General features: G+C 39.2%; 17 protein-coding genes. 9 read left to right on the top strand and 8 right to left on the bottom strand.

The annotated features are described in order from the left end of the window. The first annotated feature begins 57 nt into the window (after nucleotides 1–57). From F7R58_RS07860 to F7R58_RS07845, 4 genes are all read left to right on the top strand, one after another. On the top strand, nucleotides 58–1,944 hold the full coding sequence (locus F7R58_RS07860) for a T9SS type A sorting domain-containing protein (RefSeq protein ID WP_158064383.1): 1,887 nt from the start codon (nucleotides 58–60) through the stop codon (nucleotides 1,942–1,944). A 237-nt stretch (nucleotides 1,945–2,181) separates the two neighbouring features. After that, complete coding sequence (locus tag F7R58_RS07855; RefSeq protein ID WP_158064382.1) at nucleotides 2,182–4,062, top strand: T9SS type A sorting domain-containing protein; 1,881 nt, start codon at nucleotides 2,182–2,184, stop codon at nucleotides 4,060–4,062. Nucleotides 4,063–4,498: 436 nt separating this feature from the next. Beyond that, a complete protein-coding gene (locus F7R58_RS07850) occupies nucleotides 4,499–4,744 on the top strand; it encodes a hypothetical protein (RefSeq protein ID WP_158064381.1) in 246 nt (81 codons plus the stop codon). Between the two features lie 75 nt (nucleotides 4,745–4,819). Then, a complete protein-coding gene (locus F7R58_RS07845; protein WP_158064380.1) occupies nucleotides 4,820–4,942 on the top strand; it encodes a DUF3606 domain-containing protein in 123 nt (40 codons plus the stop codon). 573 nt (nucleotides 4,943–5,515) lie between these two features. On the opposite strand, the gene F7R58_RS12960 is transcribed toward F7R58_RS07845, so the two are convergent. From F7R58_RS12960 to F7R58_RS07835, 3 genes are read right to left on the bottom strand one after another with little or no spacing between them, the layout of a single operon-like run. After that, nucleotides 5,516–5,671 (bottom strand): hypothetical protein, encoded by a 156-nt coding sequence (locus F7R58_RS12960; protein WP_187695221.1) that lies wholly within the window; start codon nucleotides 5,669–5,671, stop codon nucleotides 5,516–5,518. Nucleotides 5,672–5,725: 54 nt separating this feature from the next. Beyond that, the gene (locus F7R58_RS07840) at nucleotides 5,726–6,076 is read right to left on the bottom strand and encodes a hypothetical protein (RefSeq protein ID WP_158064379.1); all 351 of its coding nucleotides are present in this window, start codon (nucleotides 6,074–6,076) and stop codon (nucleotides 5,726–5,728) included. A 49-nt stretch (nucleotides 6,077–6,125) separates the two neighbouring features. After that, nucleotides 6,126–7,604: a hypothetical protein gene (locus F7R58_RS07835; RefSeq protein WP_158064378.1), complete on the bottom strand. Its 1,479-nt coding sequence runs from the start codon at nucleotides 7,602–7,604 to the stop codon at nucleotides 6,126–6,128. A gap of 149 nt (nucleotides 7,605–7,753) precedes the next feature. Between F7R58_RS07835 and F7R58_RS07830 the strand changes: the two genes are divergently transcribed. Next, nucleotides 7,754–7,972 carry a hypothetical protein gene (locus F7R58_RS07830; RefSeq protein ID WP_158064377.1) on the top strand — a complete coding sequence of 73 codons (219 nt, stop codon included), beginning with the start codon at nucleotides 7,754–7,756 and terminating at the stop codon, nucleotides 7,970–7,972. A gap of 323 nt (nucleotides 7,973–8,295) precedes the next feature. On the opposite strand, the gene F7R58_RS07825 is transcribed toward F7R58_RS07830, so the two are convergent. Together F7R58_RS07825 and F7R58_RS07820 are read right to left on the bottom strand one after the other, a co-directional pair. Next, nucleotides 8,296–9,039 (bottom strand): hypothetical protein, encoded by a 744-nt coding sequence (locus tag F7R58_RS07825; RefSeq protein WP_158064376.1) that lies wholly within the window; start codon nucleotides 9,037–9,039, stop codon nucleotides 8,296–8,298. After that, nucleotides 9,039–10,007 carry a DNA cytosine methyltransferase gene (locus F7R58_RS07820; RefSeq protein ID WP_158064375.1) on the bottom strand — a complete coding sequence of 323 codons (969 nt, stop codon included), beginning with the start codon at nucleotides 10,005–10,007 and terminating at the stop codon, nucleotides 9,039–9,041. The genes F7R58_RS07825 and F7R58_RS07820 overlap by 1 nt, the downstream gene beginning before the upstream one ends. A 414-nt stretch (nucleotides 10,008–10,421) precedes the next feature. Between F7R58_RS07820 and F7R58_RS07815 the strand changes: the two genes are divergently transcribed. Beyond that, entirely contained in the window at nucleotides 10,422–11,297 is an 876-nt protein-coding gene (locus tag F7R58_RS07815) for a DUF4238 domain-containing protein (protein ID WP_158064374.1), read from the top strand. Between the two features lie 504 nt (nucleotides 11,298–11,801). Further along, a complete protein-coding gene (locus F7R58_RS07810; protein ID WP_158064373.1) occupies nucleotides 11,802–16,100 on the top strand; it encodes a hypothetical protein in 4,299 nt (1,432 codons plus the stop codon). Nucleotides 16,101–17,044: 944 nt separating this feature from the next. On the opposite strand, the gene F7R58_RS07805 is transcribed toward F7R58_RS07810, so the two are convergent. The 3 genes from F7R58_RS07805 to F7R58_RS07795 all read right to left on the bottom strand — a co-directional run bounded on the left by F7R58_RS07805 (nucleotide 17,045) and on the right by F7R58_RS07795 (nucleotide 19,066). After that, nucleotides 17,045–17,770, bottom strand: coding sequence for a DUF5131 family protein (locus F7R58_RS07805; RefSeq protein ID WP_158064372.1), 726 nt, complete (start codon nucleotides 17,768–17,770; stop codon nucleotides 17,045–17,047). Beyond that, nucleotides 17,757–18,614 carry a three-Cys-motif partner protein TcmP gene (gene tcmP / locus F7R58_RS07800; RefSeq protein ID WP_158064371.1) on the bottom strand — a complete coding sequence of 286 codons (858 nt, stop codon included), beginning with the start codon at nucleotides 18,612–18,614 and terminating at the stop codon, nucleotides 17,757–17,759. The genes F7R58_RS07805 and tcmP overlap by 14 nt, the downstream gene beginning before the upstream one ends. Before the next feature lie 188 nt (nucleotides 18,615–18,802). Beyond that, on the bottom strand, nucleotides 18,803–19,066 hold the full coding sequence (locus F7R58_RS07795) for a helix-turn-helix domain-containing protein (protein ID WP_158064370.1): 264 nt from the start codon (nucleotides 19,064–19,066) through the stop codon (nucleotides 18,803–18,805). A 1,051-nt stretch (nucleotides 19,067–20,117) separates the two neighbouring features. Here F7R58_RS07795 and F7R58_RS07790 point away from each other — a divergent pair. After that, complete coding sequence (locus F7R58_RS07790; RefSeq protein ID WP_158064369.1) at nucleotides 20,118–23,105, top strand: SusC/RagA family TonB-linked outer membrane protein; 2,988 nt, start codon at nucleotides 20,118–20,120, stop codon at nucleotides 23,103–23,105. Nucleotides 23,106–23,252: 147 nt separating this feature from the next. Continuing rightward, nucleotides 23,253–24,629 (top strand): RagB/SusD family nutrient uptake outer membrane protein, encoded by a 1,377-nt coding sequence (locus F7R58_RS07785; RefSeq protein ID WP_158064368.1) that lies wholly within the window; start codon nucleotides 23,253–23,255, stop codon nucleotides 24,627–24,629. Nucleotides 24,630–24,666: the final 37 nt, after the last annotated feature.

The following is a 24,666-nucleotide window of genomic DNA, read 5'->3' as shown; positions in this document are numbered from 1 at the left end:
ACTTAAAACTTTACCCTATTGAAAAAATTACTATTTTGTACTGATAAAATTATTGAAATGAAAAAACAACTTTACTTACTGCTCACATTATTGTCCACTATATCGGTCACTGCCCAGACCTACAGTTGGCAGTGGGCAAAATACGGTGGTGGAAACACGGGCTCAACCAGTTCGGGGTTTAATTACACACAAGACGAAAGCATACGGGATATCGCGGTGGACAATCAGAACAATTATTACTACCTGGCTACCATGAACCCAACAAGTCCTACCTTACACGGAACTGCCGTAAATAATTATGACCGACAGGATCTGTTTCTGTTCTCTACCGATTGCCAGGGAAATGTACGCTGGACACGAAATATTGGTGGTACAACCGCTGTGCAGCAAAGCTGGAATATCGAGGTGGATAATAATGGCGGGCTTTATATAATGGGAACATTTCAAAACAGAGCCTATGCAAGTAATCCTACTTATGTACCGCTGCATTTTGATTCTGCCAATCACATACCTGTAATACAGATATCACAAACCGATACCACGACTCCGGACCCGGGTCTGAAGACCGCATACCTGTTAAAATACAGTACGGCAAACGGTAATCTGGAGTGGCAAAAACCGTTACAGGGTAATGTTACCTCCGCCTTACGCTCCTCAGACTGTGGAATATTTTATATGGATTCGTCCAAAAACATCCACGCTATTGTCGGATTTGCCGCTGGTACACATCTTAACGGGACTATAACCGTCCCTGCCAGCTTTACGAGCAGTTATCAGTATTACCTGATAAAGTTCAATTATAACAACGGCAATATGACCCCTGACCCAAATCCCTTACTGTTACCAATTACGGGTTTTATAGTTCAGGGGTATAGCGAAGGTAAAGTAAGTCTATTATATGACGGAACTGCAGGAGTAAACCAGTACTATCTGGCCGGCAAAAGAATGCAGTATGGAAATTTCACTTATTCCGATTTCTCCTACGGAGGCACTCCTTTTACAGAAGATGGCTATCTGCTGGCCTTTAACGGCACCACCGGAGCTGAAGTGTGGCGCAAGGAATTTGTATCTACTGCAAATCCTAACAATATACCGGATGACAATTGCGTGTTCGATATAATTAAGGATGCGGATTCCAATATTTATATCGCGGGATTCTATAATGTTTTTGCCAGTAATATTGCAGTGTCATTCGGAAATTATACTTTTCCCTACATAACAGAAAACTATAATCCTTATGTAATGAAACTTAATCCGGCAGGCCAGGTACAGTGGGCCACCATACCTACGGGACTTTCCGCAAACTCCGGTGGTGGCTACCGTTTTGAAAAAGGTCGCCTGGCCCTGAATAACAATGAAATTGCCTTTGTAAAAGGCAGTAGAGGTGATACCTGGGGTTCCTTCCCTATGGTACGTCCTGTAAATCATAATGCCGATCCCCTGCTGGTAAGATTAAACAAAGATACAGGCACAGTACTGGGCACCCATGACATATTGAGTTCTGCAGGTTCCAAAGATGAGTTTACCGCAGTGGCGGTGGATAATGACGGTAATTATATTTTAGGAGGGTTTATGCACGGTATTCTTTTCGAGGATCCCAATGACGGGATTCCCAGCATGAACGGCCTTACAGGCAGCGGCAAATCACAGTTCTTTTTGAGCAAGCTGGCAAAATCGGCCTGCAGCGTAATGTCTATTACGGAAACTGAACTGGACAGCCATATTTCCTTTTACCCCAACCCAACACAGGATGAAGTGCAGGTTAGCACCAAAATCACCCCAAAATCATGGGAAATCTACGGCATGACGGGACAGATAGTAAGCAAAGGAGCATTCACCCGCGGCAGCAACAGGATAAACATGAGTCATCTGGCCACAGGCACCTATATGGTAAAAGTGGAAACCGAAAAAGGGACACTAACCGGAAAAGTAATTAAAAAATAAAGTTTCTTCATAAGGCCTTGCACATGGCGGTCAAAGCGGCCGCCGGACTGCGGGGTTAAGAGCGAACTTTAAAGAGAAAATTTGGATTCGTTTACAATAATCTGATAAAATTTAGCAGCCTCTTTGTCATTCCGCAGGAATCTGACTGGCTTTAATAAAGTGTATAAAGAACCTTTAGAAGTACAACAAACCTGTATAAAACCTCACTAAATAACGCAAATACAGAAACAGTAAAATATGAAAAAACAACTTTACCTTTTACTCCTCACCACTGTAACCACCCTCGCTACTGCCCAAACTTATAGTTGGCAGTGGGCCAAAGCCGGGGGCGGTGATACAGGTTCCGCAGGTGGATCGGGGTTTTACGAAACCAGAGACGAGATGATTCGCGATGTGGTAGTGGACAATAACAATAACTCCTACCATCTTACCGCTATATATCCACAGAATCCAAATATTAACGGTACTGCTGTAACCTCTTATCACCAAAAGGATCTTCTGCTCTTCTCTCTGGACTGTCAGGGGAATCTCCGCTGGTCCACCACCATAGGCGGGTATAGTGATAGTGAAAATGCATGGAAACTGGCGGTGGATAATGAGGGTGGTCTCTATATGATGTTCAACGCTTTTAACCAGGTGGAAGCAAGTTCTCCATCTACAATGGAACCTATACATTTTGATCCTACCCACACTATACCCAAGATCCAACTAACCTATCCGTACGGAGCGTCCACTGATCCTGGATTCAAAACTTCCTATTTACTGAAGTACAATACCAGTACCGGAAATTTAGCCTGGAGCAAACCGTTACAGGGGAATGTGGCCATGCAACAAAATTATTCAGATAACGGTGTGTGGTATATGGACTCAGGAAAAAACATTCATGCAATAGTTGGATTTCTGGCCGGAACACATTTTAACGACTACATTACCGTTCCGGCAAATTTTACCAACGCTTATCAGTACTACCTGATAAAATTCAATTATGATAACGGTAATATGACCCCTGCGCCCAATCCCTTACTGTTGCCAATTAGCGGCTTTCTATCTCCCGGCATTTTTTCAGGTAAAGTGCAAATGCTTTATGATGAAGTATTAAACAGATATTATGTTGCGGGCAGCACAAGTGCAAGCTTTCAGGACTACCAGCCTTTGAGTTACAATGACACTCCACTTTCAAATGACGGTTACGTGCTGGCATTCGATGGAAGCACAGGAACTGAAGTGTGGCGAAAGGAATTTACTACTTCGGCTAACGGAAGCGTAAACACGTCTCCAGACGAAAAAATTTATTCGCTTATAAAGGACAGTAATTCCAACATCTATCTGTCTGGCCGATATTTTCACATTGGTACACCAGCCGCAACCTTTGGAACCACTCCTCTTCCCTATGTACAACCCGGCCAACAGAACTTTGTAATGAAAATGGATCCATCCGGCAACATACTATGGACTAAAATACCTACAAGTAACAATATGGACTCTAGTTTTACGCGATCCATGAGAGCACGCCTTGCCATAAACGTTAATGAGATCGCATTTGTAAAAGGTACCACCCTAAACGAAATTTGGGACAGTTTTTCAGTAACCAGCCCGCAAAACGACCAACCCAACTCGCTGCTGGTAAGACTGAACAAAGACACGGGTAATGCCATTGGACTGCATCCGATATTGAGTGCTTACGGTACCGCTGATGAACTTACCTCCGTGGCGGTGGATAATGACGGAAACTATGTAGTAGGTGGGTATTTTCATTCGGATATCTTTACGGATCCCAATGACAATATCCCTACGATTTCCTATAATGCAAACGGAAAGTCACAATTTTACGTAGCCAAGCTGGCAAAATCGGCCTGCAGCGCCATGGCTACTACCGAAACAGAACTGGACAGCCATATTTCCTTCTACCCCAATCCCACACAGGATGAAGTGCAGGTTAGCACCAAAGACACCCCAAAATCCTGGGAGATCTACGGCATGACGGGACAAATCGTAAGTAAAGGAGCCTTCAACCGCGGCAGCAACCGGATAAACATGAGTCAGTTGGCCACAGGCACCTATATGGTAAAGGTTGAAACCGAAAAAGGTACCCTTACCGGCAAGGTGATTAAAAAATAAAGTTTCTTCATAACGGCCTTGCACATGGCGGTCAAAACGGCCGCCGGACTGCGGGGTTAAGAGCGAACTTTAAAGAGAAAATGCAGATTCGTTTTCAATAATCTGCTAAAATTCAGCAGCCTCTTTGTCATTCCGCAGGAATCTGACTGGCCTTATTTAAGTGTATAATAAATTTAACCAAACGTGTCATGTCATTGCTTCGTTGGTTGTGCCGACGGCAGTCGGGACAGCCACCAAAGGAATCCCCAACTTAGGAGGTTAACTATTCATTCAGGGATTGCTTCGCTCCAGTTCCTTCCGCTCCCGATGACGGCGTTGTAAGGTAGCCGCACTTGTCACTGTTTCTTTTTGCCCTGTCTCTTCACTTCGGTCATCCCGAAGGGATAATAAACAGGGATAATCCTGGTGGTCATATTTGGGGTCAAAATAAAATATTATGAAAATAAAAACAATATTAATGATTGCATTATTTATTTCATTATTGGGATCTGGTTTAAAATATGTTGATTTATGTGTTGCAGATAAGTACGAAACTCAATTGGAGGGATTGAACCCCACCGAAAATCAAATTAGGAATGTAGAAGAATTAAAAAAGAAAATAGAACGTAATAAAAAAATTGCACTTTCAATAATGGCAATATCTTTAGTTGCAATTTATCCAGTTTCTTTGATGAGAAAATGATATAGAAAAGCCAGAACATCCAGTTCTGGCTTTCTAACAAAATAGATTGCAGCTTTTTTGTTTTAGTAAAGCAACATGGAGAGTAAGATTATACCCCTAAAAAAATTGGGAGTCTCACCTGCAGAACTTAAAGCTGCGGTAAAGTCAGTAGGCAACAGTGCAGATAAAGTGAAAGCTTATCTGAAAAACGGGAAATAATACCTAAGGACTGTCCGCCATTTCAGCCGGCTGCTATGCTGTGCTCGAACTTCTTATGCTTAACTGGACAGATATCCGGTTATAAGGTACAGGAATGGGGAGTGCAGAATGATCAGCACTTTTTCTGAAAGCGGGGATCTGTTCTTTGTCATGAACTCCGCAACAGTTATATACCGCCGGGTAAAGTCCTAAATTACCCGCATCCTTGCGAGTTGCCGACAAAGGAGGCGACGAAGCAATCCCAAAGTCGGTTTTTTTCAATCCTGCTTGCAAGACTTAAGATTCTGGATTTCAGATAGTTTTAACTTTGTGTTCTCTGTGAAAACCTCCGTGCCCTCTGTGGTAAAAAAAACAACAGTTTTTCAACTCTACAACTTTACAACTCTGCAACTTTACCCCTTCATAGTCCTCCGATAGCTGCGGCCCTCGAAGCCAACTTGGGCCTGTCGCTCGACTCACTTTTTCCTTTTTACTTTTGCCTTGGCTCTTACTAAACACTTTCAAACCCACTTTGTTTCCCTTGTGAATACCTTCGTGTTCTTTGTGATTAAAGATTTTCCTGTACGTGAGGCCTTATCCCTTCACCTTCACCCTCATCAGTTTAGTAAGCGACACTGCAAACGGCATCCCTGCTTTGCTGTACGGGTTTTTAACCTCCAGCTGTATTTTTTTGTAGGCTTCGAGTTCTTTAAAATCCCAGAGTACATCCTCAAACTCAGGATCGCTCACCCTCTCAATCTCAATGGCTAAATAATAATCCTTTGGCCGCGCGGAGGGTGGATATTACAGCTGATTTAAATACTGGCTGGAGAATACTTTCGGCCCCCTGCTTTTTATTTCATACAGGTCCCTTGCGTACGGCTGCCCGCTGCGTCTAAGTAAAAGGTATTTTGCATTGACTACCTCGCTGTGCAGTTCCAGCGAACCCGTTTCTTCATCCATCCGGAAGATATACCGGTTATTGTCCTCATACCACCGGAAACGTTCCTCGCTGGTCGAGTAGCCCACCAGTACGAAAGTATCATCGGGTATCAGCACGGCACCGTTCAGATATTCCGGCAGGGCTTCGTGCAGCGGCGTGCCGTCCTCTTTACTGTTTTTATAAATCTGGCGGCTTTTAACAAGCAAGAACAAGAGGCAATTTAATAACCTTGAACCAGTACAACATAAATAATAAAATCAACTACATTTTTTTAGATGGCGTTTTAATTGCTTCTGAAAGTTTTCTGTTTTCTAACTCAAGATAAGAAAGATTGGCTTTTGCGTTACCATATTCTTTTAAAAGACCTAAAAACCATTTATTCTTTTCTTTCTTATTTTTTGAAACAGCCTGTTTAAGTAAATCAGGCAGTGTAACTCTCAATTCTTTAACGTGCTCAACAATTATATCCCAATTAACAATACTGATTACAAATACATTTTCAGGAGGAAGAGGATTAACTTCCCACCCATTCTGAATACATATGGATTCTATATTATCACTTAAAATCCCGCAAAAATCATCCAAAGAAGATAAGTAAAAATCTTTATAACATATAATGATACCATATAGAGGATCTTTTAACTTTTCATGTAGCTTTACTACATTCAGCATTTGCTTCAAATATGCTTTAAAAATTGAATCCTTAAAAGCATTGTAGACAATTCCATCTTCAGGGATTACGGAGGACAATGGTTTAGGTTCAATCCCTTTGCATTCTATCAATACTTGATTGTCCACTACGTAATCTACGATTTTTTCTCCTTTACCAAATTTTCTTATTAAATCCTGTTCACTCACATATGTTGCACCAGACTCTTTTAAGCCTAATTCAACATACTTTTCAAATCTTCTTCCAAACTCCCCAGTAAATTTCTCATCATTGGCTTTTAAATAATCATAGAGAAAATAATTGCAGCAATAGTTAAAAATATTCCTGTGTACGATTTCATATTTATTTTCACTATTTAGTACAAAAGGAAGTTGAGTAAAAAATGACATTTCAAATGCCTGTAAGTTGGTTTTCTTTATTCCTGTTTTGAATTGAGTTATTGACTTCCCCACGATTGATTTATTCAGCGTCAGTAATACAAGAAAGTTGTCAAACTCCGCTTTAAGATTAAAGATATCTCTCATCATTTCATGAATTTCTTCTCCAATATAACCTGTATAGATTACGCCTTTTTTCATCCTGTTTGCTAAAGTAAACATCCATAAAATATGCATGAAAAATATAAAGTCAAAAAGCTGCAGGCCAGATGATTCATTGAAAGATTTCTCTATATCATATTTACTATTCAAGGAAGAGCCAAATAGTTTTAATTGTCTGGCAAAATCACTCCAATGCACTTCCTGTTGCAGATAGAATTGCTGATAGCCTATAATTTGAAAAAATTTATCCCATTCATGATTTTTGACGTAATGATCTAATGATTTCTTTTCAAATTTTTCAACATACTTTAAAAGTGTTATAAATTTTTCCCTTGAAAGAATCTTTTTTCCTTTATCGTTCCCGTACAATAATGTCCATTTTATCAATAAAAGATAATGCCATAAAGGATGATTATTCTCTTCCTTTAAGTCGATCTGTTTTAATGTATAAAATAGGTTATTAAGTAAATGGGCTTTATTGTAGCCCCTAATTTTCTTAACAATAGACTCTTGTGTAACGATAGGTGTCATGGTCATCAAATTTATGAAACTGCCAGTATTTTTTAACTGCTCAATCTAATAAATCGAATAGACCTGCTGCGCAAAGTGTCCTCACTTTGAGCCTTTCTGCATGTTTTTGCGTAGTGCGCTTTGCAGATAGAAAATAACAACCTACATTTTTGGCTTGTAGATTTCCGGCCAAAACCCCCTTACCTCTTAAGCCCACTATGGAACATCCGCCCATTTTTCTAAGCATTGACCAGCCCGCCACCTGTCCACACTTCGGCAACAGAACCGATATCACAGCCCAATCCGAACGGTCGCAGCGCCACAAATGCCTTTCAGAGCTTTGTGGCTTTCAGTTCATCTTGGAACAGGACGAAGAGGAGGAACGCTAAAGAACGGCCATACGCCTCCTACCTGCGAAATACGATAAACCTTAATCACATTGGATGCGAAAGGAGCGACTTATTCCCGTCTATCTTTAATGAAGTGCAGAAAAGAACGCAATAGGGTAGGCAGTGGCTCTCAAACCGTTGTGTTCCCTGCGAATACCTTCCTGTTCTTTTCGGTTAATAAACATCCGGAGGTTAGGTTAAACGGGCTTTCATTTGCCTTAGGCGAATCTTCCCTTTTGTGTCAAGCAGACCAAAGGACCAGAGGCGCAGGCGAATGGAGCGAAGCTAAAGCTTAGATATTAGGCGCAGTCAGCTTTTGCTAATTAGCTTCTTTTCGATACACTTATCCACGTTTTGTCAAAGCCAAGTGCTTTCAAAATGTCTTCTTTGTTTAGCGTTTTAGGTTCTTTGATTTTTATGAGTAAGCTATCTTCGGGAATTTCTTCTATAATGGTAAACTGGGAACCGTGAGGTTGCCAAGTAAATCGATGTTCTGTCGTTGATTTTTCAATTCCACGAAGATTACCGTTTTTATTCCATTCCCATACAAAAAGTTCAGGGTCGTAACGAATGGTGTCAAATTCAAATACAACTACTTCGGTTAAGTCGTTAGACTTTACCATAACAACTGTTCTAAGATTTTGAAATTTCTCTCTAACAGCTGAAACCCTTTCATTCCAAATTTCTAAAACTGATTTCCCAACCGCATTTGGGTCGTGATGTGTATCAATAGTTTCTCCGAATGAATAAACAGGCGAATTACGTCCTGAAATCAGTCTTACCTTTTTTTGTGTCGCTGGTTTTGTAGCTTTTACGGTTTTTGCTCCCCAAGCTGTATTGCCAAGTATAATATCGTCAAGACCAACATTTGAAGGTTTCCAATCTGCACCAATGCAAGTTGCAAATATGGATTCAAATTCCGAACCTTCTAGTATTGCTTTGCCTTTTGAGGCAAGTAAATACACTAATTCTTTTCCAAGTATGAATGGAAAATCTTTTGGAAATTCGTTTAACGGAAATGGCGGTAACGACTTTTCAACTGTTCTTAATCTTGGCTTTTTACTCATTAGTTATATTCTACTTCATATTCTCTCAAAAGGTTTGTCATATCTAAAGTAGTAGCTACAAAGGGCAGTAGCTTTAAAATCGTGGCTTTTACAAGGTTTACAGGAACAGCATTACCCGCTTGTTTTTTCGCTTGAGTATCGTTATTAATGATTTTATATGTATCAGGGAAGCCCTGTAATCTAAACATTTCTCTTGGCGTTAATCTTCTTTCTCCATTTACAAGTAAATAATTGTAAGAAGCTCCAGCACGTAAAGCGCAAGAGTATGGATAACTACATATGTTTCCCGATTTATTTTCGTGCCAAATAGAAAGTTTGTAAGCTGACTTGTGACTTTCTTTTCTTTTATCTCGAATGTAATCAGATGCGTAATGTTTTTTATCTACCTTTTTTTCTAAAATTTCAGAAAGTGGTTTAAATGGTTTTATAGGCGATGGAAAAGAAAATAAAATTGGTTCTCTATGTCCAACAATTAAAACCCTTTCTCTCTTTTGCGGGAGACCATAATCTAGAGCATTCAGCACTGCATATTGAACGTGATAACCTAAATCTTGCAAAGTTTTGATAATAACTTTTAAAGTTTGTCCGCCATTGTGTCCAACTAATTGCTTCACATTTTCAAGGATAAAAGCCTTTGGTTTTTTCTCTTTCAAAATATTTGCAATATGGAAAAATAATGTTCCTCTTGTATCATCAAAACCTTTCATTTGTCCGATTATACTGAAAGGTTGACACGGAAAACCTGCAAATAAAATATCGTGGTCTGGAATTGATTTTGGGTCAACTTGGGTAATGTCGCCTGCTGGTCTGTGTCCAAAGTTATTTTCGTAGCTATCTTGGCAATACTTGTCAATGTCCGAAGAAAAAACACATTGAGGAATAAGGTTGTTTTCAACACAAGCCTCATCCATAGCAACTCTGAAACCTCCAATTCCACAAAATAAGTCAATGAATTTTATCTTTTCCATTTTTTCTACTTTTAAAGTCCGAAAATACTAAAAATTATGGTTTCATTCCAAATGGTGGTTTTAGCACGAGTGTTGAAATGCCGTTGCACCTAAATGTGCAAGCTCCGCCGAAAACAATTCAGTTTAAAAGCATATAACTAATTCACTTTAAATCGTAATTAAGACAATGAAAAGAGCACATTGATGCTGCATAGATTGCTTTTTGTTCACAGAAATTAGCAGGACCTATGTGCCGATATGCTTGTCAGTCAAAATAAGGCGCTGCTGTTCCTGGGACTTTCCCACATCCGACAACAACAGCAGTAAATAATCAAGAAAAAAATTCTACCTTTAAATTGTACTGAAAATAGGGAGCTTACACTTCACTTACGAAGATAATTTAGTGAAATAATAGTCCAACTTTAAAACCAGATTATGAGTGTACCCAAGAACCACCACTATATTTCCCAGGCGCACATAAGAAATTTTTTTAATAATGAGAAAAACGAGATTTATCTTTTTGATAAAATCCAAAATCGGCACTATAAAAAAAATACTACCAAGAGAATTTTTAGTGAAAAAAATTTGAATACCAAACGTTTAGCCGATAGCACATATGACTATTCTACAATCGAAGAAGAATTGAATCAAAACTTTGAGAAAGACTTCCCGGGTTGCGTTGCGATAGTAAAGAAATTTATTGAGACAAAAAATTTAAATGATGAGACACAAGAAGCATTAATATATCTATCAGGTTATGGTTTGATCGCTGAATTAAGAACTCCTTTTCGTAAAAAACATACTGATGATACACTCAAAAACGGGATGAAGATTATTATGGAAATGGGAACTGATGAATTAAAGGCTGAATATGAAAGATTTTTCGGCTTTGACGATGAAGTAAAATATAGCAATAGTCTTAACTACATTGAATTTGCTAACAATGTAATCAAAGCTATGGGTGATCTTATTTTATCAATTGAAATACCTCAAAATGAAAATGACTATTTTATTTTGCCAGACTTTGGAGCCGCTACAGTGCGAGAACGTATAAATAACCATTTTAACCCTGATGCAAAGGAAATAGCTTACATTGGTTTACCGTTAACGAGTAAACTCTATTTACATTTCTGCTCCTCAAAACTTAAAATTTTACCTAGACCACCAGGAATTCATTATGTTACTAGTGACCAAATATATATGCTTAATAAAGCAAATTATGATTACGCACACCAGACAATTGCGTGCGAAAATTCAGAGTATTTACAAAATTTTATCGTGAAATTTGATCCTTTAAAGCAGCGATTGTAAGTTCCCCAGAAAGCAGTACGGTTTAAGAATTTAAATTTTAAATCGTAATTAAAACAATGAAAAAGAGCACATTCAGTACTGCAAAGATTGCAGGTGTTATAAAATAATTTGCCGGAGGCCGCAGTGCCGATACGCTTGCCAGTGAAAAAAGGGCAGTGCCTTTTCCAGACTGCTTTTCCACATCTAACAACAACAGCAAAATATCGACAAAAATTCCACTTTTGAAGTATACTGAAAATGGGGAGCTTACACAACAAGAACCGACTTACAATAAGCCTTCTCCAACGCTTTATCCGAATGCTAATCATGCAACATGGGCTCACCCCACAGACAGAAATGAGTTTCTCGAAGGATACTTTAAAGGGTTGACGGAGTTCTTTAATATTTGAAGCCGGAGATTTTGCGGACGAAGCGATAGAGATGGAGTGCCTAAAGGGGTAGTTATAGAAAACAAATAAGTAAACCGGCAAGCAGCCACAATTAAAGAGCGATATTAGAACCCGAATGGAAACAAATAGAGAAGTCATATTAGAAGAAAATCCTTTTTCATTAGAATTTGATGTTGCGAAACTAAAAAGACTAATTGAAGATACTAGTTTGGAGGATGAAAATAAAGATATTATTGATTTTTTATTCTTTTGTCATAACATATTTATAGATTGTTCCAGGGGTTTTATAGAAGTTTTTGAAACTCTCAAACTTACCAAAGAAGAAGCTTTAAGATTTATATATATAGTCGTTAATTATCATTATAATGAAGTTCGAAAATTATATTTTAAGCAATTAGATTTTGCGAGAAAAGAAAGTAAAGTATTTAGTTTAGAATCTGTTGCATTTGAAAAAATTTCATTCGAAAATGGTGCCCATATTCCTTTAGTACAGGGAATGGAAAAAGGTGGAGACGTTGCTATTATACTAATGGAATTTTTTAATTCCTTAGGAAAGGAATTAATTGGGGCAAAAACTATTGAGGATTATCCAGATGGTTTATTGATAGAACTCTCTAGAAAACTTTGGAACTTAGCTTCAGAACTTTATGCATTTAATTCTTTTTTTGAAATTGTAAAATATGAAAATGGAAAAGTAATTTTCGAAGAGGATGGGAAAATAATTAAAATAAAAAAATCCGAAACAAATATTATGCTATCAACATTAGAGGTGATAGGAGAAGTAAGAAGTTTAAACAATTACAATGAATATTCCTTTGGATTCAAAAGATTTGTAAAAGAGAAAAAAAGAGGAAAATCTATTATATCCGTAAAAATTTTGGATGGATATATTTTCCCAAATGTTGGATATCAAAATACAAATGAATCCGAAATTCATGACATAGTTACATCTTTGAGATTAGAAAGTATATTTTCAAAAGACGATTATGAGGATTTGGAGTTAATAGAGCTAGTAAAAATATTTAGTTTTATTTCTCGATTGGTAGAGAAAACATCAGAAGAGGTTTTTACAAAAAATGTTACTATAAAAAATACACCTTTTAGTATAGATAAAGATTTATTGATCGAGAAAATAAACTTTATCACGAATTTAGATAAGGTAAAAATAAATACCGTAATTCACTCTATTACTGATAAAAGTAATTCTCCGTATTTTTGGCGTAAACCACTGTTTGAAAATGACAATAAAATATATTTATCATTTTCAATACTTACTGCGCCTAATTACAGTTTATTATTAGAAAGTTATTTAAATACACTAAAAATAGATATTGTTGAGAGACAACAGATATTTAAAAAACTTATACTGTCTGAACTGACTGAAATTAAATATTCTAAAATCAAAATTGACGAAGAGATTTCAAATCAAATCGTTTTAGAACTTAGAGATTACTACTTAACAATTAATATTTTCCACTTTCTAGAATTTCCAATCGAAGCTAAAGAAAATGCTGATTATTTAGATAAAATCGTTAATGAGGTATCTGAAATAGAGAAAAAACAAAAAGCATTAAATGCCAACAGTACGAAGCCATATATTCCGATTATTTTAACTAATTATAATAAATATTCTGGCTTAGTATTAAATGGGGTACCTATTTTAGACATTATATTGCTGAGAAACTACCTTGTTACTGGAGCATTTCAAAAAGGACAGATTATAAGGAATAAGAAAGGAGTAAAATCAGATATTATGAGTCGTTTTACATATTACGATGATGAAGATGATTTTAACAATAATCTTGTGAATTTTTTGCATTTTCCAGTTCCTATATATGAAATAAAAAACAAATTATTTTGGTCAGAAACACCAATACTACCTGATGATGCTGATATTCAAATTTATATTGACCATTATTATTATGAAAAAGAAGATAGCAATATTGAATATGAATTGAATATACTTTCTAATGCATTAACAAATCAATATTTGATTAATCCTGCGGGAAAATTAAGTGATTTGGCAAATAAAAATATACTATTTAGATTAACTAACGTATTTCATTATATAACTTTTAGTAAATACCAATTAACTTCACACAGACACGTTTTAATTAAGATGTTTTCTGAAATTAATATTGATGGCTATGTTCATTTATTACATTATTTCAGCATATCATTTAGATACTTGAACAACATAAAATTGAAAAAAGATATGAAGTTCAAATCGGTAGAATACAATTCTGAAGAAGTCTTCAAGTGTTTGGAAAAAATCTTTGAAAAAAATAATAAGATCAGTGTAACCACATTAGATATTGAAAATACATTTACAAAAGAAGAGGAGAAAGAAATTATTTCTCTGGCAATAGATGTAATTTCATCTCTAACAATTAAAAAGTATGAACCCGAAGATATAGAAAATTATCTATTGATGCTAGCAATCATCAGATATTATAAGACCATGTATAATTTGAGTGATTATTTTTATTTAGGTGTTAGTAATATAATTTCAACTTTGAATCATAATTTTCTATATCAACAAGCGAGAAATTTATCTGAGGAAATATTTGCTATTGCAATAAAAGAAGGAAAGGAATATAAAGGTTGGGGAATATTATTTATGTGTTCAGACCAGCAACGCAATAAATTTAATTCGCTTATTTACAGTTGTTTTTATCTTAACTCCTTATCCGTAGTTGACAAATTACCTTATACTGAAGCAATAGATGTATTTTACAATATTTTAAAGTTTGCTAGAAGTTTAGAATTACCTACAGTCCTAGATGATGTATTTAATTATATGACAAGTTTAAAACTAGAAGAATATGATTATCAGAAAGTTCATAGAACATATTATTTATCTATAGCAAATAGAAAACAAGAAGATAGAGAAAAAATAGTAGATGATTCTATTATGTTTTTCAGTAAAAATAAGGAGCGTATTTTTAAATACGGAGCAAAAGGGGCAATACCTTGGTTGAATTACTTCTATAATGTAAAAAGACTTAATGATGAGGGATTTGCGACTGTAAATGTGGATGATACTATCAACTCAATAGAAGAGATTTTAGATGAAAAAGATATCTTACCAATAAAAAGTAGACATTTTTATACTGCAGATACAAAAGCAACTTTTATTAAAAACATAAAAAGGATATTTACAACGTATAATGTTAATGATTTTGTATCTGAGATAACTAATCTTGAAATGGATACAAATGTTATTATTGAAAATGCATTAAAAGAAGATGATTTTGAAAGCATATTATTGACTGGAATTGTTCTTAATGATATACGCCTCATTTATAAAGAAACAAATATTGATAGTAGTGGGGAACTACAGTTTATTATTGATAATTCGAATAGTGAAATATTTGACCACTATTTGAAAAATATTTTAGACAAACTAACATTAAAGCCTAAACAATTATTCATATACTTTTTTAGTCATAAAAATAAAGTTCATTATCTTAAAATTAATAGTGATAAAAAAGTTACGATTAACGCCCTCACAACTTGGAACTCTAAGCATAATTTTTTGAAGAGTAAGAATAAATTTCATTTCAATTCTGCCGATTATTACGGAATTGAAGAACAAGAAAAACATTATTCAGAGTTGCTAGCGGAATTAAACTATACTTCAATAGATATAAATGATGAGTTTGAAGAATTACTTATAACTACCAATTTAGAAGTTTCTAAAACACCATTTAATCTAATTGTTAATAATGGAGATTTTATTGGCTCAAAAAAACCCACTACAAATGTTTTATTAATCGAATGGTTTGTAGAGTATTGCGAGGATGTAATAATAGAAAGTTTACTAATAAACTGTTGGATACCCATTGAAGATGGAGACCCTACACTAAATCTAGGATATGACAAGATAAAACCTGTTTTTGATGAATTTAATATAGAGGTTTTTACTAAAAGCATTCCTGAGCAACCGTTCGATAAAGATATCAACATCTTCTTTGCTCATGGAGAATTAGATAAAATTGGTTTTAAAGCTGTTTCTCTTAATGATGATAAATTTGTAGTCAATAAAGAATCGATTTTCGGTCATGGTAAAATCGCAATATTGTTTATTTGTCATTCAGGTTCTATTAATGAAGACATATTCTCCAACAAGGTTCAATCCTTAATTTACGAATTGATTGAGTATGGTTATAGTTCTGTAATAGCTCCATTTTGGGCTTTAGATGCTACTATTCCATCTTTTTGGTTAAGATTTTTTTTAGAAAATTTTAGAGATGGTTTTACAATAAGTGAGTCTGTATATTTAGCAAATAATAGTTTAGCTGATTATCAACAGGAAATATCAGATTCATTTTATGTGCCTGAAGGGAGATTAGCGATGCATTTATATGGTAATCCAAACATTACATTACAACAAAATGAAAAAGAATTTTGAAAAATACTTTACCCATTCTGACCTTCTCCCCCGAAAACAGCACGTTTTAAAAGTATAAAATTATTTAACTTAAGCCGGCAATCAGTACAATGACAAAGAGCACATTCAGTCCTGCTAAGATTGCGGGTGTTTTTAAAGGAGTTTGTCGGCGGCCGCAGTGCCGATGTGCTTATCAGTGAAAATTGGGCACTGCGGTTCCTGCCTATTTTCCACATCCGACAACAACAACAGCAATATATATCAAGAAAAAATTCTACTTTTGAAGTGTACTGAAAATGGGGAGCTTACAACATGATCAATTTCGACGAAGCATATGAGGGTCAAAAAATAATCGTAAATGCGCTTTGTGTTAAGGATAGTAATACAGTAATAAATACGGAAAATTTACAGCCGTGCTTCTCGTTTTATGACAATTATATAGACCCTAACTTGTGGAAACAAAATTATATTTTGGATATTGATCTTGATTTTTTCAAAACAAAAAGTTCAATCAATCCGGAAAATCTTTCCTTTTTTAAAAGTCTTATAACAAATTCTGTAGCGATAACCATAGCAACCGAGCCGCGATTTGTTAATATGTTGAAAGAAGAAGAGGACTTAGATTCTGAATATTTACTAGAACAATTAATGGAAATTATAAATTTATAATTTAAGATCATAAATAATTAGCCCCTTTAGCCAACTCTAAGAACAAAAAGACTGCTTATCAATGATTAACAGTACTTTTAAGTACCCCAGACGAGGCATCAAAATTATTTTCACCTTTGGTTGTCACACAATCAATTGTAATCTTCCCATTCATTGGCCTGTTCAAAGAAGAGTGGTTAGATTGCTTAAATTTTCTAAACGGCTACTCTGTAGGAGCCAAAAAGTTACCTACAACTTCGATCCAACGGAATTTATTGTCCGTCGGAAAACGATAGCTTAATTATTATCGTGACTTTTTAAACACTTTGCTGTAATTCTATTTCTGGCATTTCATCATAAGTTCTACCATTTAGAACTCTACCATTTGCTTTTTTGTTTTTTCCACCCCATTGTTTAAAAAAGAATGCGACTTCATGCGTTTCACATTGTGCTTGGATATCAATTACCCAATCTGCATCCATAGGGCGTGGTCTGTGTCCACTTTCTCCACCCACAATTACCCAATCAATATTTTTTAAATTCAAATTAGGTAAAGGACCAATTAAGGGCTCAAGAGATAAAAACTTCACCTTTGCGTTGGTTTGTCTTAAATAGTCTATTCTATCTTTTAATTTTTCATTTTCAACAGAAACTCCCATCCAAATATTATGCGTCCATTTTAATTCTGTATGCAGTTCTAAAAGTCTTTCAGCACGTTTTGTTAATACTTGGAAAACGTGTTGTGGATTGCTATTCATTACCTTGAAAACTTTTTTAATGAATTCCAGTGGGATATCTTTATGAAATAGATCACTCATTGAGTTTACAAATACAACTTTGGAATTTCTCCATGTATATGGAATTTTTAATGCTTCTTCATGTGTTCTTACAGCAAAATTATCTTTGTATTTTTCAACACCCATAGCTTGCAATCTTTTTGACATTATTTCTGCATAACAGAATTTACATCCTTGAGATATTTTGTCGCATCCAGTCGTGGGATTCCAAGTCATTTCTGTCCATTCTATATTAGATTGTGCCATCGTTGTACTTTTTGGTTATGTCATTCGCTATACTAATTGCTGCTTTGTTATTTGATACCATGAAAAAGTGAAACATTACAGAATTCATTTTGTTTTTCAGTACGTATGGTTTTGATACAAATTTAAAAAGGCTGTTTAATCTTTCTTCATATAATTTGGCTGATCTTTCTATCGCATTTTCTTCCTTTGTTATTTTAGTTTCTTCTCCAAACAATGTGTAAATTTTAGCTTCTTGATAAAAATACGGCAAAATATCTTCTTTCGTCATACCCAAGAAATTTTCTAGCCTAGATAGCCATGCGTCAGAAATGTCTCCATCCTTTTTTAGTAACCGATTTACTCCCATTCCTGTGGGAACTAAAATCCATACATCCACAGAATGTTTTTGTAATGTTTCTAAAGATTTCCAATTTAATTGCATTCCATAGGGATCAATGTATGCAAGTGCTTTAAAAGCTTTTCCTTTTTTTGAGGAAAGAAAGTTACTTAGAGATTCTATTTTTTGATTACAGTCCGTGTTTGCAATAAATATCTTTTTGTTGGGAAAAGCTTCAACCGTTACTTTATGTAGTAAATCAGCATATACCTTTTCTTTTTCTACAAAATAATACAGATCAAAACTTCTAGGTTCATCTATTTCTAATATTCTCTTCGCTGCACCAACTATTGGATTTTCATTTCCATCTTCCCCCTTAATGTGTCCAGAGCCAGCAAAACCATCAAAGTATAATAATTGCCAATTAAATTTTTCAGCAAATTTGTTCATTATAGTTAGATAAGCTTTAGCATATCCAACTAAAATTTCGATTTTGTTTTCACTCCAGTTTCCTCCAAATTGATTCATTGCTTCAGTATTAGCTTTATATTGTAGATAACCCGAAATTCATAAAAACTACTTATGGTACTTCGCTACTGATAACTATAGGGATACATTATTTATAAGCTAAATATATAAAAAGTATTTACCTTGGAGTCTTAAGTACCTCACTGCTCATTAGCTTCATATTATTTTTATAACCTCACTGGTTACTGTTACTTATTGGCTTCATCTTTAACTCTCGCTGAAAACTGATCATAGGTCTCTGATTTTTTATCTGCCCAATTTGTAGGTTCCAATAGTTCGCATATATCAACGCGTAGAAATTGTGCAATAGCCAAAAGATTTTCAAGTGACGGTTGTCGCTTGTTATTTCTCCATTTTGAGATTGTTTCCTCAGATTTGCTAAAGTATTTAGCTAATATTCTGTTTTGTACTTTTCTTTCTTTAAATATATCGTCGAGTCTATTTATTTTCATTATCCTAAAAAATTTTATAGAAAAAGTTTGGCGTATTACGTCAAAGTGTTTATATTTGTTAATAATTAAAAATGCGATTACTATGAAATAATTAAGACATTTCATAAATGATGTCACTCGTGAAAGAAAACCGCAATATTCCACATGAGTTGACATGGGTTCGCCACTATCTATTAGATTTCATTACTTTTGTATATCTAATAGGGCGAACTTCATGTAAGACTTTGTGGAGCCATGAGAAATCATGGTGGCTCTTTGCGGTGCCTCTTTCAAAGCATTGGAGTTCGCCTCTATTTTTCTCCATACTTTTCCGAGTACATCGTTCCATAAACCCAAAACACATCAGTATGAGAACGACATTTGCCCATTTACCCCCTTAAATACACAAGAACCTGAAGGTTCCCGCCACAGCTTTCCCAATCCGTTTGGGAGATAAAGAACGTCAACGCTATACCCACGGCTGCGAAGGGTAAGGATCCTGTGTACGCAAATGCCGCACAGAATCGGTTAAACAAAATTTTGCTCCAAGCACACCAAAGCCCTTGTTGGAGCCAGAGAGTGGGAGTAAGCACATTTTTAAACTGGTACGTTAAAAGTAGTCTGTTTATTCCAATTATCCAAATGAAGCAGAAAAGCGGGTGGAAGTGGGGTAGTGTTGGTTTTTTAAGGTTGCGATTAAGGGCTTTTGCTTAGCAAACAGACTTCGTCCGATGCGCGGGATGACACTTACAGTGGGGGTGCACAGCCACTGCGGCCTTTAGGGCTTATTTTCAGAAACATTCATATCAGTTGTTTTTTAGTAGCAGGCCGGGAAATCCCGCCTCGTAAAGGGTTTCCCCCTGTACTGAAAAACCAATCCGGATTTACCCCGGGACTTTGCCTCCGCAAAACGTCCCCGGTACCTCCCATGTCTAACCCTAAAATAAGATTTCAGATTCAGGACTCAAGACTCAGAAGTAAAGACATCAGACCCAGACCCTCAGTTTCAAGTCTGAAATCTGACATCTGATATCTGATATCTAAAATTGACATCTGACATCTAAAAAAACTCATGAAAAAAAATCTCCCACCACTTTACGGCGCCGCCGCCTTTCTCATGCTCAGCGCCTTCTGCTCCCACACCCGGGCGCAAACACTAACGGTCTCCGGCACCGTCACCCATAACGGCCAGCCCCTCTCCGGCGTCACCGTCTCTCAGGAAGGCAGCACCCAGGCCACCGTAACCAACAGTTCCGGCCGTTACCAGCTCTCCGTCTCCGGTGCAGATCCCGGTATCATCTTCCGCCATCCCAACCACCCGCTCTGGCGCGAAGAAGTTGCAGGCCGCACAGCCATAGATGTAGAACTCGGCGCGAAAGTGCAGCAGATCCAGGAAGTAACCATTAATGCCGGTTACTACACCGTAAAAGACAAAGAGCGCACCGGCAGCATCGCCAAAGTCACCGCAAAGGACATCGAAAACCAGCCCGTCACCAACGTCCTCTCGGCCATTCAGGGCCGCATGGCCGGCGTCAGCATCACTCAGGGCGGCGGCAACCCCGGCGGCGGCTTTGATATCCAGATCCGCGGCCGCAACAGCCTCCGGCGCGAGGGCAACGACCCCCTCTACATTATAGACGGTGTGCCAATACTTTCCGAGAGTCCTTCCAAACTCTCCGCCACCGTATTTCCCTATTCATCCCTGAACCCGCTCAACTCCCTCAACCCTAATGACATCCAGAGCATCGAGATCCTGAAAGATGCCGATGCCACCGCCATCTACGGCAGCCGCGGTGCCAACGGTGTTATCCTCGTAACCACCAGGAAAGGCCGGAAAGGCCGTACGGATTTCAGACTCAATTCGTCTTACAGCCTCAGTGAGCTGGCGCGCAAAATGAAAATGATGAATACGGAGCAGTACCTGGGCATGCGCCGTAAAGCTTTTTCCAATGACGGCCTTACAGTCTATCCCGCCACCGCTTATGATATAAATGGTACCTGGGGCCAGAACCGCTCTGTGAACTGGCAGGACGAACTCATCGGAAAAACGGCCGTCAGCACTCAGGCCCAGGCCAGTCTCAGTGGCGGCAGCGAAACAACGGACTACCTCATCAGCTTTGGGCACCAGAAACAGACCACAGTATTCCCCGCCGATTTCGGATACACAACCAATAATGTGGCCACAAGTTTCAGTTACCGCACCCCCGACCGCAGGCTCGAACTCGGCCTCGCGAATCAGCTCTCCTTTCAGAAAAATACCGTCATCAGTGAAGACCTGACCAATAAAACCCTCACCCTCAGCCCCAATGCTCCGCGACTGTACAGCTCCGATGGCAGCCTGAATTGGGAGAACAATACCTTCACCAACCCGCTGGCCGCTTTCCTCGCAACCTACACCAACAGCACAAAATTTCTGAACACCAACATGAACGCACAGTACCGCCTCGCCCCGCAAATGACGCTGCGGCTCAACAGCGGGATCTCGTGGCAGGCCTTCGAGGAATGGTCTTTGAAACCCCATACGGTAAACAATCCCTCTTACGGACTTACCAGCGCCAACTCCACAGCCTTCAAAAACAGTTTGCAGAGTTTTTCCTATATCCTGGAGCCGCAGTGGGGCTGGGAACGGAAGTGGGGCAGTCACGCCGTTGAACTTCTGGTCGGCGGCACCGTGCAGCAGGCCGTGTCAGATCAGGCGGGCATACAGGGCTACGGTTTCGAAAGTAATGCCCTCATGCAGAACCTCGGTGCGGCAAAAACGAAAGTGGTAACAGACCAGGTACGGAGCCAGTACCGCTATGCAGCCGGCTTCGGCCGCCTCAATTACCGCTGGAAAAAGCGCTATATACTGAACATGACCGGCAGGAGAGACGGCTCCAGCCGCTTCGGACCCAACAACCGGTTTGCGAATTTTGGCGCCCTGGGTGCGGCCTGGATCTTTTCCGACGAACCGTTCCTGCAGGAAAGTAGCTGGCTCAGTTTCGGCAAGCTGCGCGGCAGCATCGGTACTGCCGGAAATGACCGTATAGGGGATTATATGTTCCTGAACACCTATACCGTAGGCAGCAACATCTACGACGGAACTACCGGGCTGAATCCCTCACGTCTCTACAACCCGGACTTCAGTTGGGAACAGACGGTAAAAACCGAGGCCGCGCTGGAACTGTCTTTCCTGAAAGACAGACTCAGCCTCACGGGTGCCTGGTACCGTAACCGTTCTTCCAACCAGTTGGTAGGTATTCCCCTGCCTTTCACCACAGGTTTTTCTTCCGTGCAGGCCAACCTTCCCGCCACCGTACAGAATACCGGCTGGGAACTGGAACTGTCCGCGAAGCCCATCACCGCCGCGGCACTGAAATGGGAAACAGGGTTCAACATCAGCATCCCCAACAGCAAACTGCTGTCCTTCCCGGGCCTCGAGGGCTCCACCTACGTTAATCAGTTTGTAGTCGGACAGCCCCTTACCCTCGTGAAGGTCTATCAGCTGGAAGGCATTGATCCCGTTACCGGACTCTACCGCTTTATGGATTTCAACGGCGACGGTAAGATCTCATCCCCCGATGACAATAAAGTGATTGAGCGCGTCGGTGTGGAGTATTTCGGCGGCTGGAACAACAGACTGCGCTATAAACAGCTGGAGCTTTCATTCCTCTTCCAGTTTGTAAAACAGCGCAACTGGAATTATAACAGAATAATGCCCACACCGGGAACCATGAACAACCAGCCCGTCGAAGTGCTGAACGCATGGGCTCCCGAAAATCCGGATGCGGCCTATATGGCCTACACATCAGGCAGTAATGCGCAGAAGAATGCGGCTCATTCTTATTTTCAGAACAGTACGGCCGCTGTGGGCGATGCCTCATTCATCCGTCTGAAGAACGTCCAGCTCAACTTTCGCCTACCTTCAGGCCTGGTCGGTCTCAAAGAAGCCATGGTCTATGTACAGGGCCAGAATCTGCTTACACTGACGAATTACTTCGGCCTCGATCCAGAATTCATTCTCACAGGTTACCTGCCCCCGCTCAAAACATGGTCCGCCGGCGTCCAGCTCAACTTCTAGCCACCAATCAACAATCAACTTTACAACTTAACAACTTCACGATTTTACGACTTCACAACTTCACACCTTAACGACTTAACAACTTCACAACTTCACAACCACCCACCAATCACCAATCACCAACAAACCACTAAAAACCCCATAAAAATGAACCTCACAAATACCCTTACAGCCTGTGTCTCAGCCCTGCTGCTGTGCACCGCTTCATGCGAAAAACTTACCGAAACCGACTGGCCCAACAGCCAGATCAGCACCCCTCAGGTCTTTGATGATGTGCAGACGGCCAATGCCGCCCTGGCCGGACTCTATGGCGGGCTCTGGAACAGCTCACTCCTTGCCGGAGGCGGCGACGGTATGGGAGCTGTACTGGGCGCCTATACAGATGACCTTATTTGCTATTACCCCACGAACTCCAATGGCACCCTTGATCTGTACAATAACCAGCAACTGCCTACCAACCCCATGGTCGAAAAATTCTGGGCCTCCGCTTATCAGCAGATCTACGCGGCAAACTCGGTCATGGAGGGGGTGGAGAAATCCACTTCGCTGAGTGCGGATGACAAAACGCGCATCAGAGGGGAGGCATTGTTCCTGCGCTCTGTGCTTTATTTTTACCTGCAGCGCATCTTCGGTGAGATCCCCTATACACAGACAACAGATTATCAGGTGAACCGCCAGTTAAAGAAAATGACCGGAGATCAGTTACTCATGCAGGTGGAAACCGATTTGTCGCTGGCTGTGGGGTGGCTGCCGGAAACCTACCGGAGTGCCGAACGTATTTACCCCAACCGCAAAGTAGCGCAGCTGGTGCTCGCAAAAGTCAAAATGGAACTCGGCAAATGGCAGGAAGCAGAACTGCTGGCTAAGGATATTCTGCAGAGTTCTGCCTATACTTTTGAGAACGACCTCACAAAAGTGTTCACCAAATCACGTCCCCATATCCTTTGGCAGCTGAAACCAAAGAATTCCGGCGATGCCACAAAGGAAGCTGCCCTCTATTACTTTACCAATGCCGCGCCCAATTCTTTTGCGCTGAGCCCTCAGCTGCTAACTTCCTTTGATGCGGGCGATCTCAGGAAACAGGCTTGGATGGCTGCTGTAACCTCCGGCTCCCAGACCTATTACCGCTCTGCAAAGTATAAGAACCTTTCTGCAAACAGTACGGAATATTCTGTCGTGTACCGGCTGGAGGAAGTTAACCTCCTGCTGGCAGAGGCGCTGATCCGTCAGAACAGGGTAGCCGAAGCATTGCCTTGGTTAAATGCCACGCGGCAGCGGGCAGGCCTCGCTGCTCTCGTGATGCCTTTGTCGCAGGCCGCAGCACTCTTAGAACTTCAGAAGGAATACCGCCGGGAGTTCTTTGCCGAACACGGGCAGCGCTTCGTCACACTGAAACGCTGGGAGCTCCTCAGCACTCTGGCTGCCTATAAGCCCAACTGGAAAAGTCACCATTCCGTCTGGCCCCTCCCTCAGAAAGAACTCCTCCTGAACCCCAACCTGAACCCCCAAAACCCCGGTTATTGAGACACTCCCACTCATCCTCAACCCCTGCACTAAGCCT

The organism is Chryseobacterium sp. (assembly GCF_008831505.1).
GTDB lineage: Bacteria > Bacteroidota > Bacteroidia > Flavobacteriales > Weeksellaceae > Marnyiella.
This window is presented reverse-complemented; position numbering and strand designations above follow the sequence as displayed.

Excerpts from the sequence above, each read along its gene's own strand:
- F7R58_RS07860 (WP_158064383.1), top strand. The coding sequence starts at position 58 with ATGAAAAAACAACTTTACTTACTGCTCACATTATTGTCCACTATATCG.
- F7R58_RS07855 (WP_158064382.1), top strand. The coding sequence starts at position 2,182 with ATGAAAAAACAACTTTACCTTTTACTCCTCACCACTGTAACCACCCTC.
- F7R58_RS07850 (WP_158064381.1), top strand. The coding sequence starts at position 4,499 with ATGAAAATAAAAACAATATTAATGATTGCATTATTTATTTCATTATTG.
- F7R58_RS07845 (WP_158064380.1), top strand. The coding sequence starts at position 4,820 with ATGGAGAGTAAGATTATACCCCTAAAAAAATTGGGAGTCTCACCTGCA.
- F7R58_RS07835 (WP_158064378.1), bottom strand. The coding sequence starts at position 7,604 with ATGACACCTATCGTTACACAAGAGTCTATTGTTAAGAAAATTAGGGGC.
- F7R58_RS07825 (WP_158064376.1), bottom strand. The coding sequence starts at position 9,039 with ATGAGTAAAAAGCCAAGATTAAGAACAGTTGAAAAGTCGTTACCGCCA.
- F7R58_RS07820 (WP_158064375.1), bottom strand. The coding sequence starts at position 10,007 with ATGGAAAAGATAAAATTCATTGACTTATTTTGTGGAATTGGAGGTTTC.
- F7R58_RS07815 (WP_158064374.1), top strand. The coding sequence starts at position 10,422 with ATGAGTGTACCCAAGAACCACCACTATATTTCCCAGGCGCACATAAGA.
- F7R58_RS07810 (WP_158064373.1), top strand. The coding sequence starts at position 11,802 with ATGGAAACAAATAGAGAAGTCATATTAGAAGAAAATCCTTTTTCATTA.
- F7R58_RS07805 (WP_158064372.1), bottom strand. The coding sequence starts at position 17,770 with ATGGCACAATCTAATATAGAATGGACAGAAATGACTTGGAATCCCACG.
- tcmP (WP_158064371.1), bottom strand. The coding sequence starts at position 18,614 with ATGAATCAATTTGGAGGAAACTGGAGTGAAAACAAAATCGAAATTTTA.
- F7R58_RS07795 (WP_158064370.1), bottom strand. The coding sequence starts at position 19,066 with ATGAAAATAAATAGACTCGACGATATATTTAAAGAAAGAAAAGTACAA.
- F7R58_RS07790 (WP_158064369.1), top strand. The coding sequence starts at position 20,118 with ATGAAAAAAAATCTCCCACCACTTTACGGCGCCGCCGCCTTTCTCATG.
- F7R58_RS07785 (WP_158064368.1), top strand. The coding sequence starts at position 23,253 with ATGAACCTCACAAATACCCTTACAGCCTGTGTCTCAGCCCTGCTGCTG.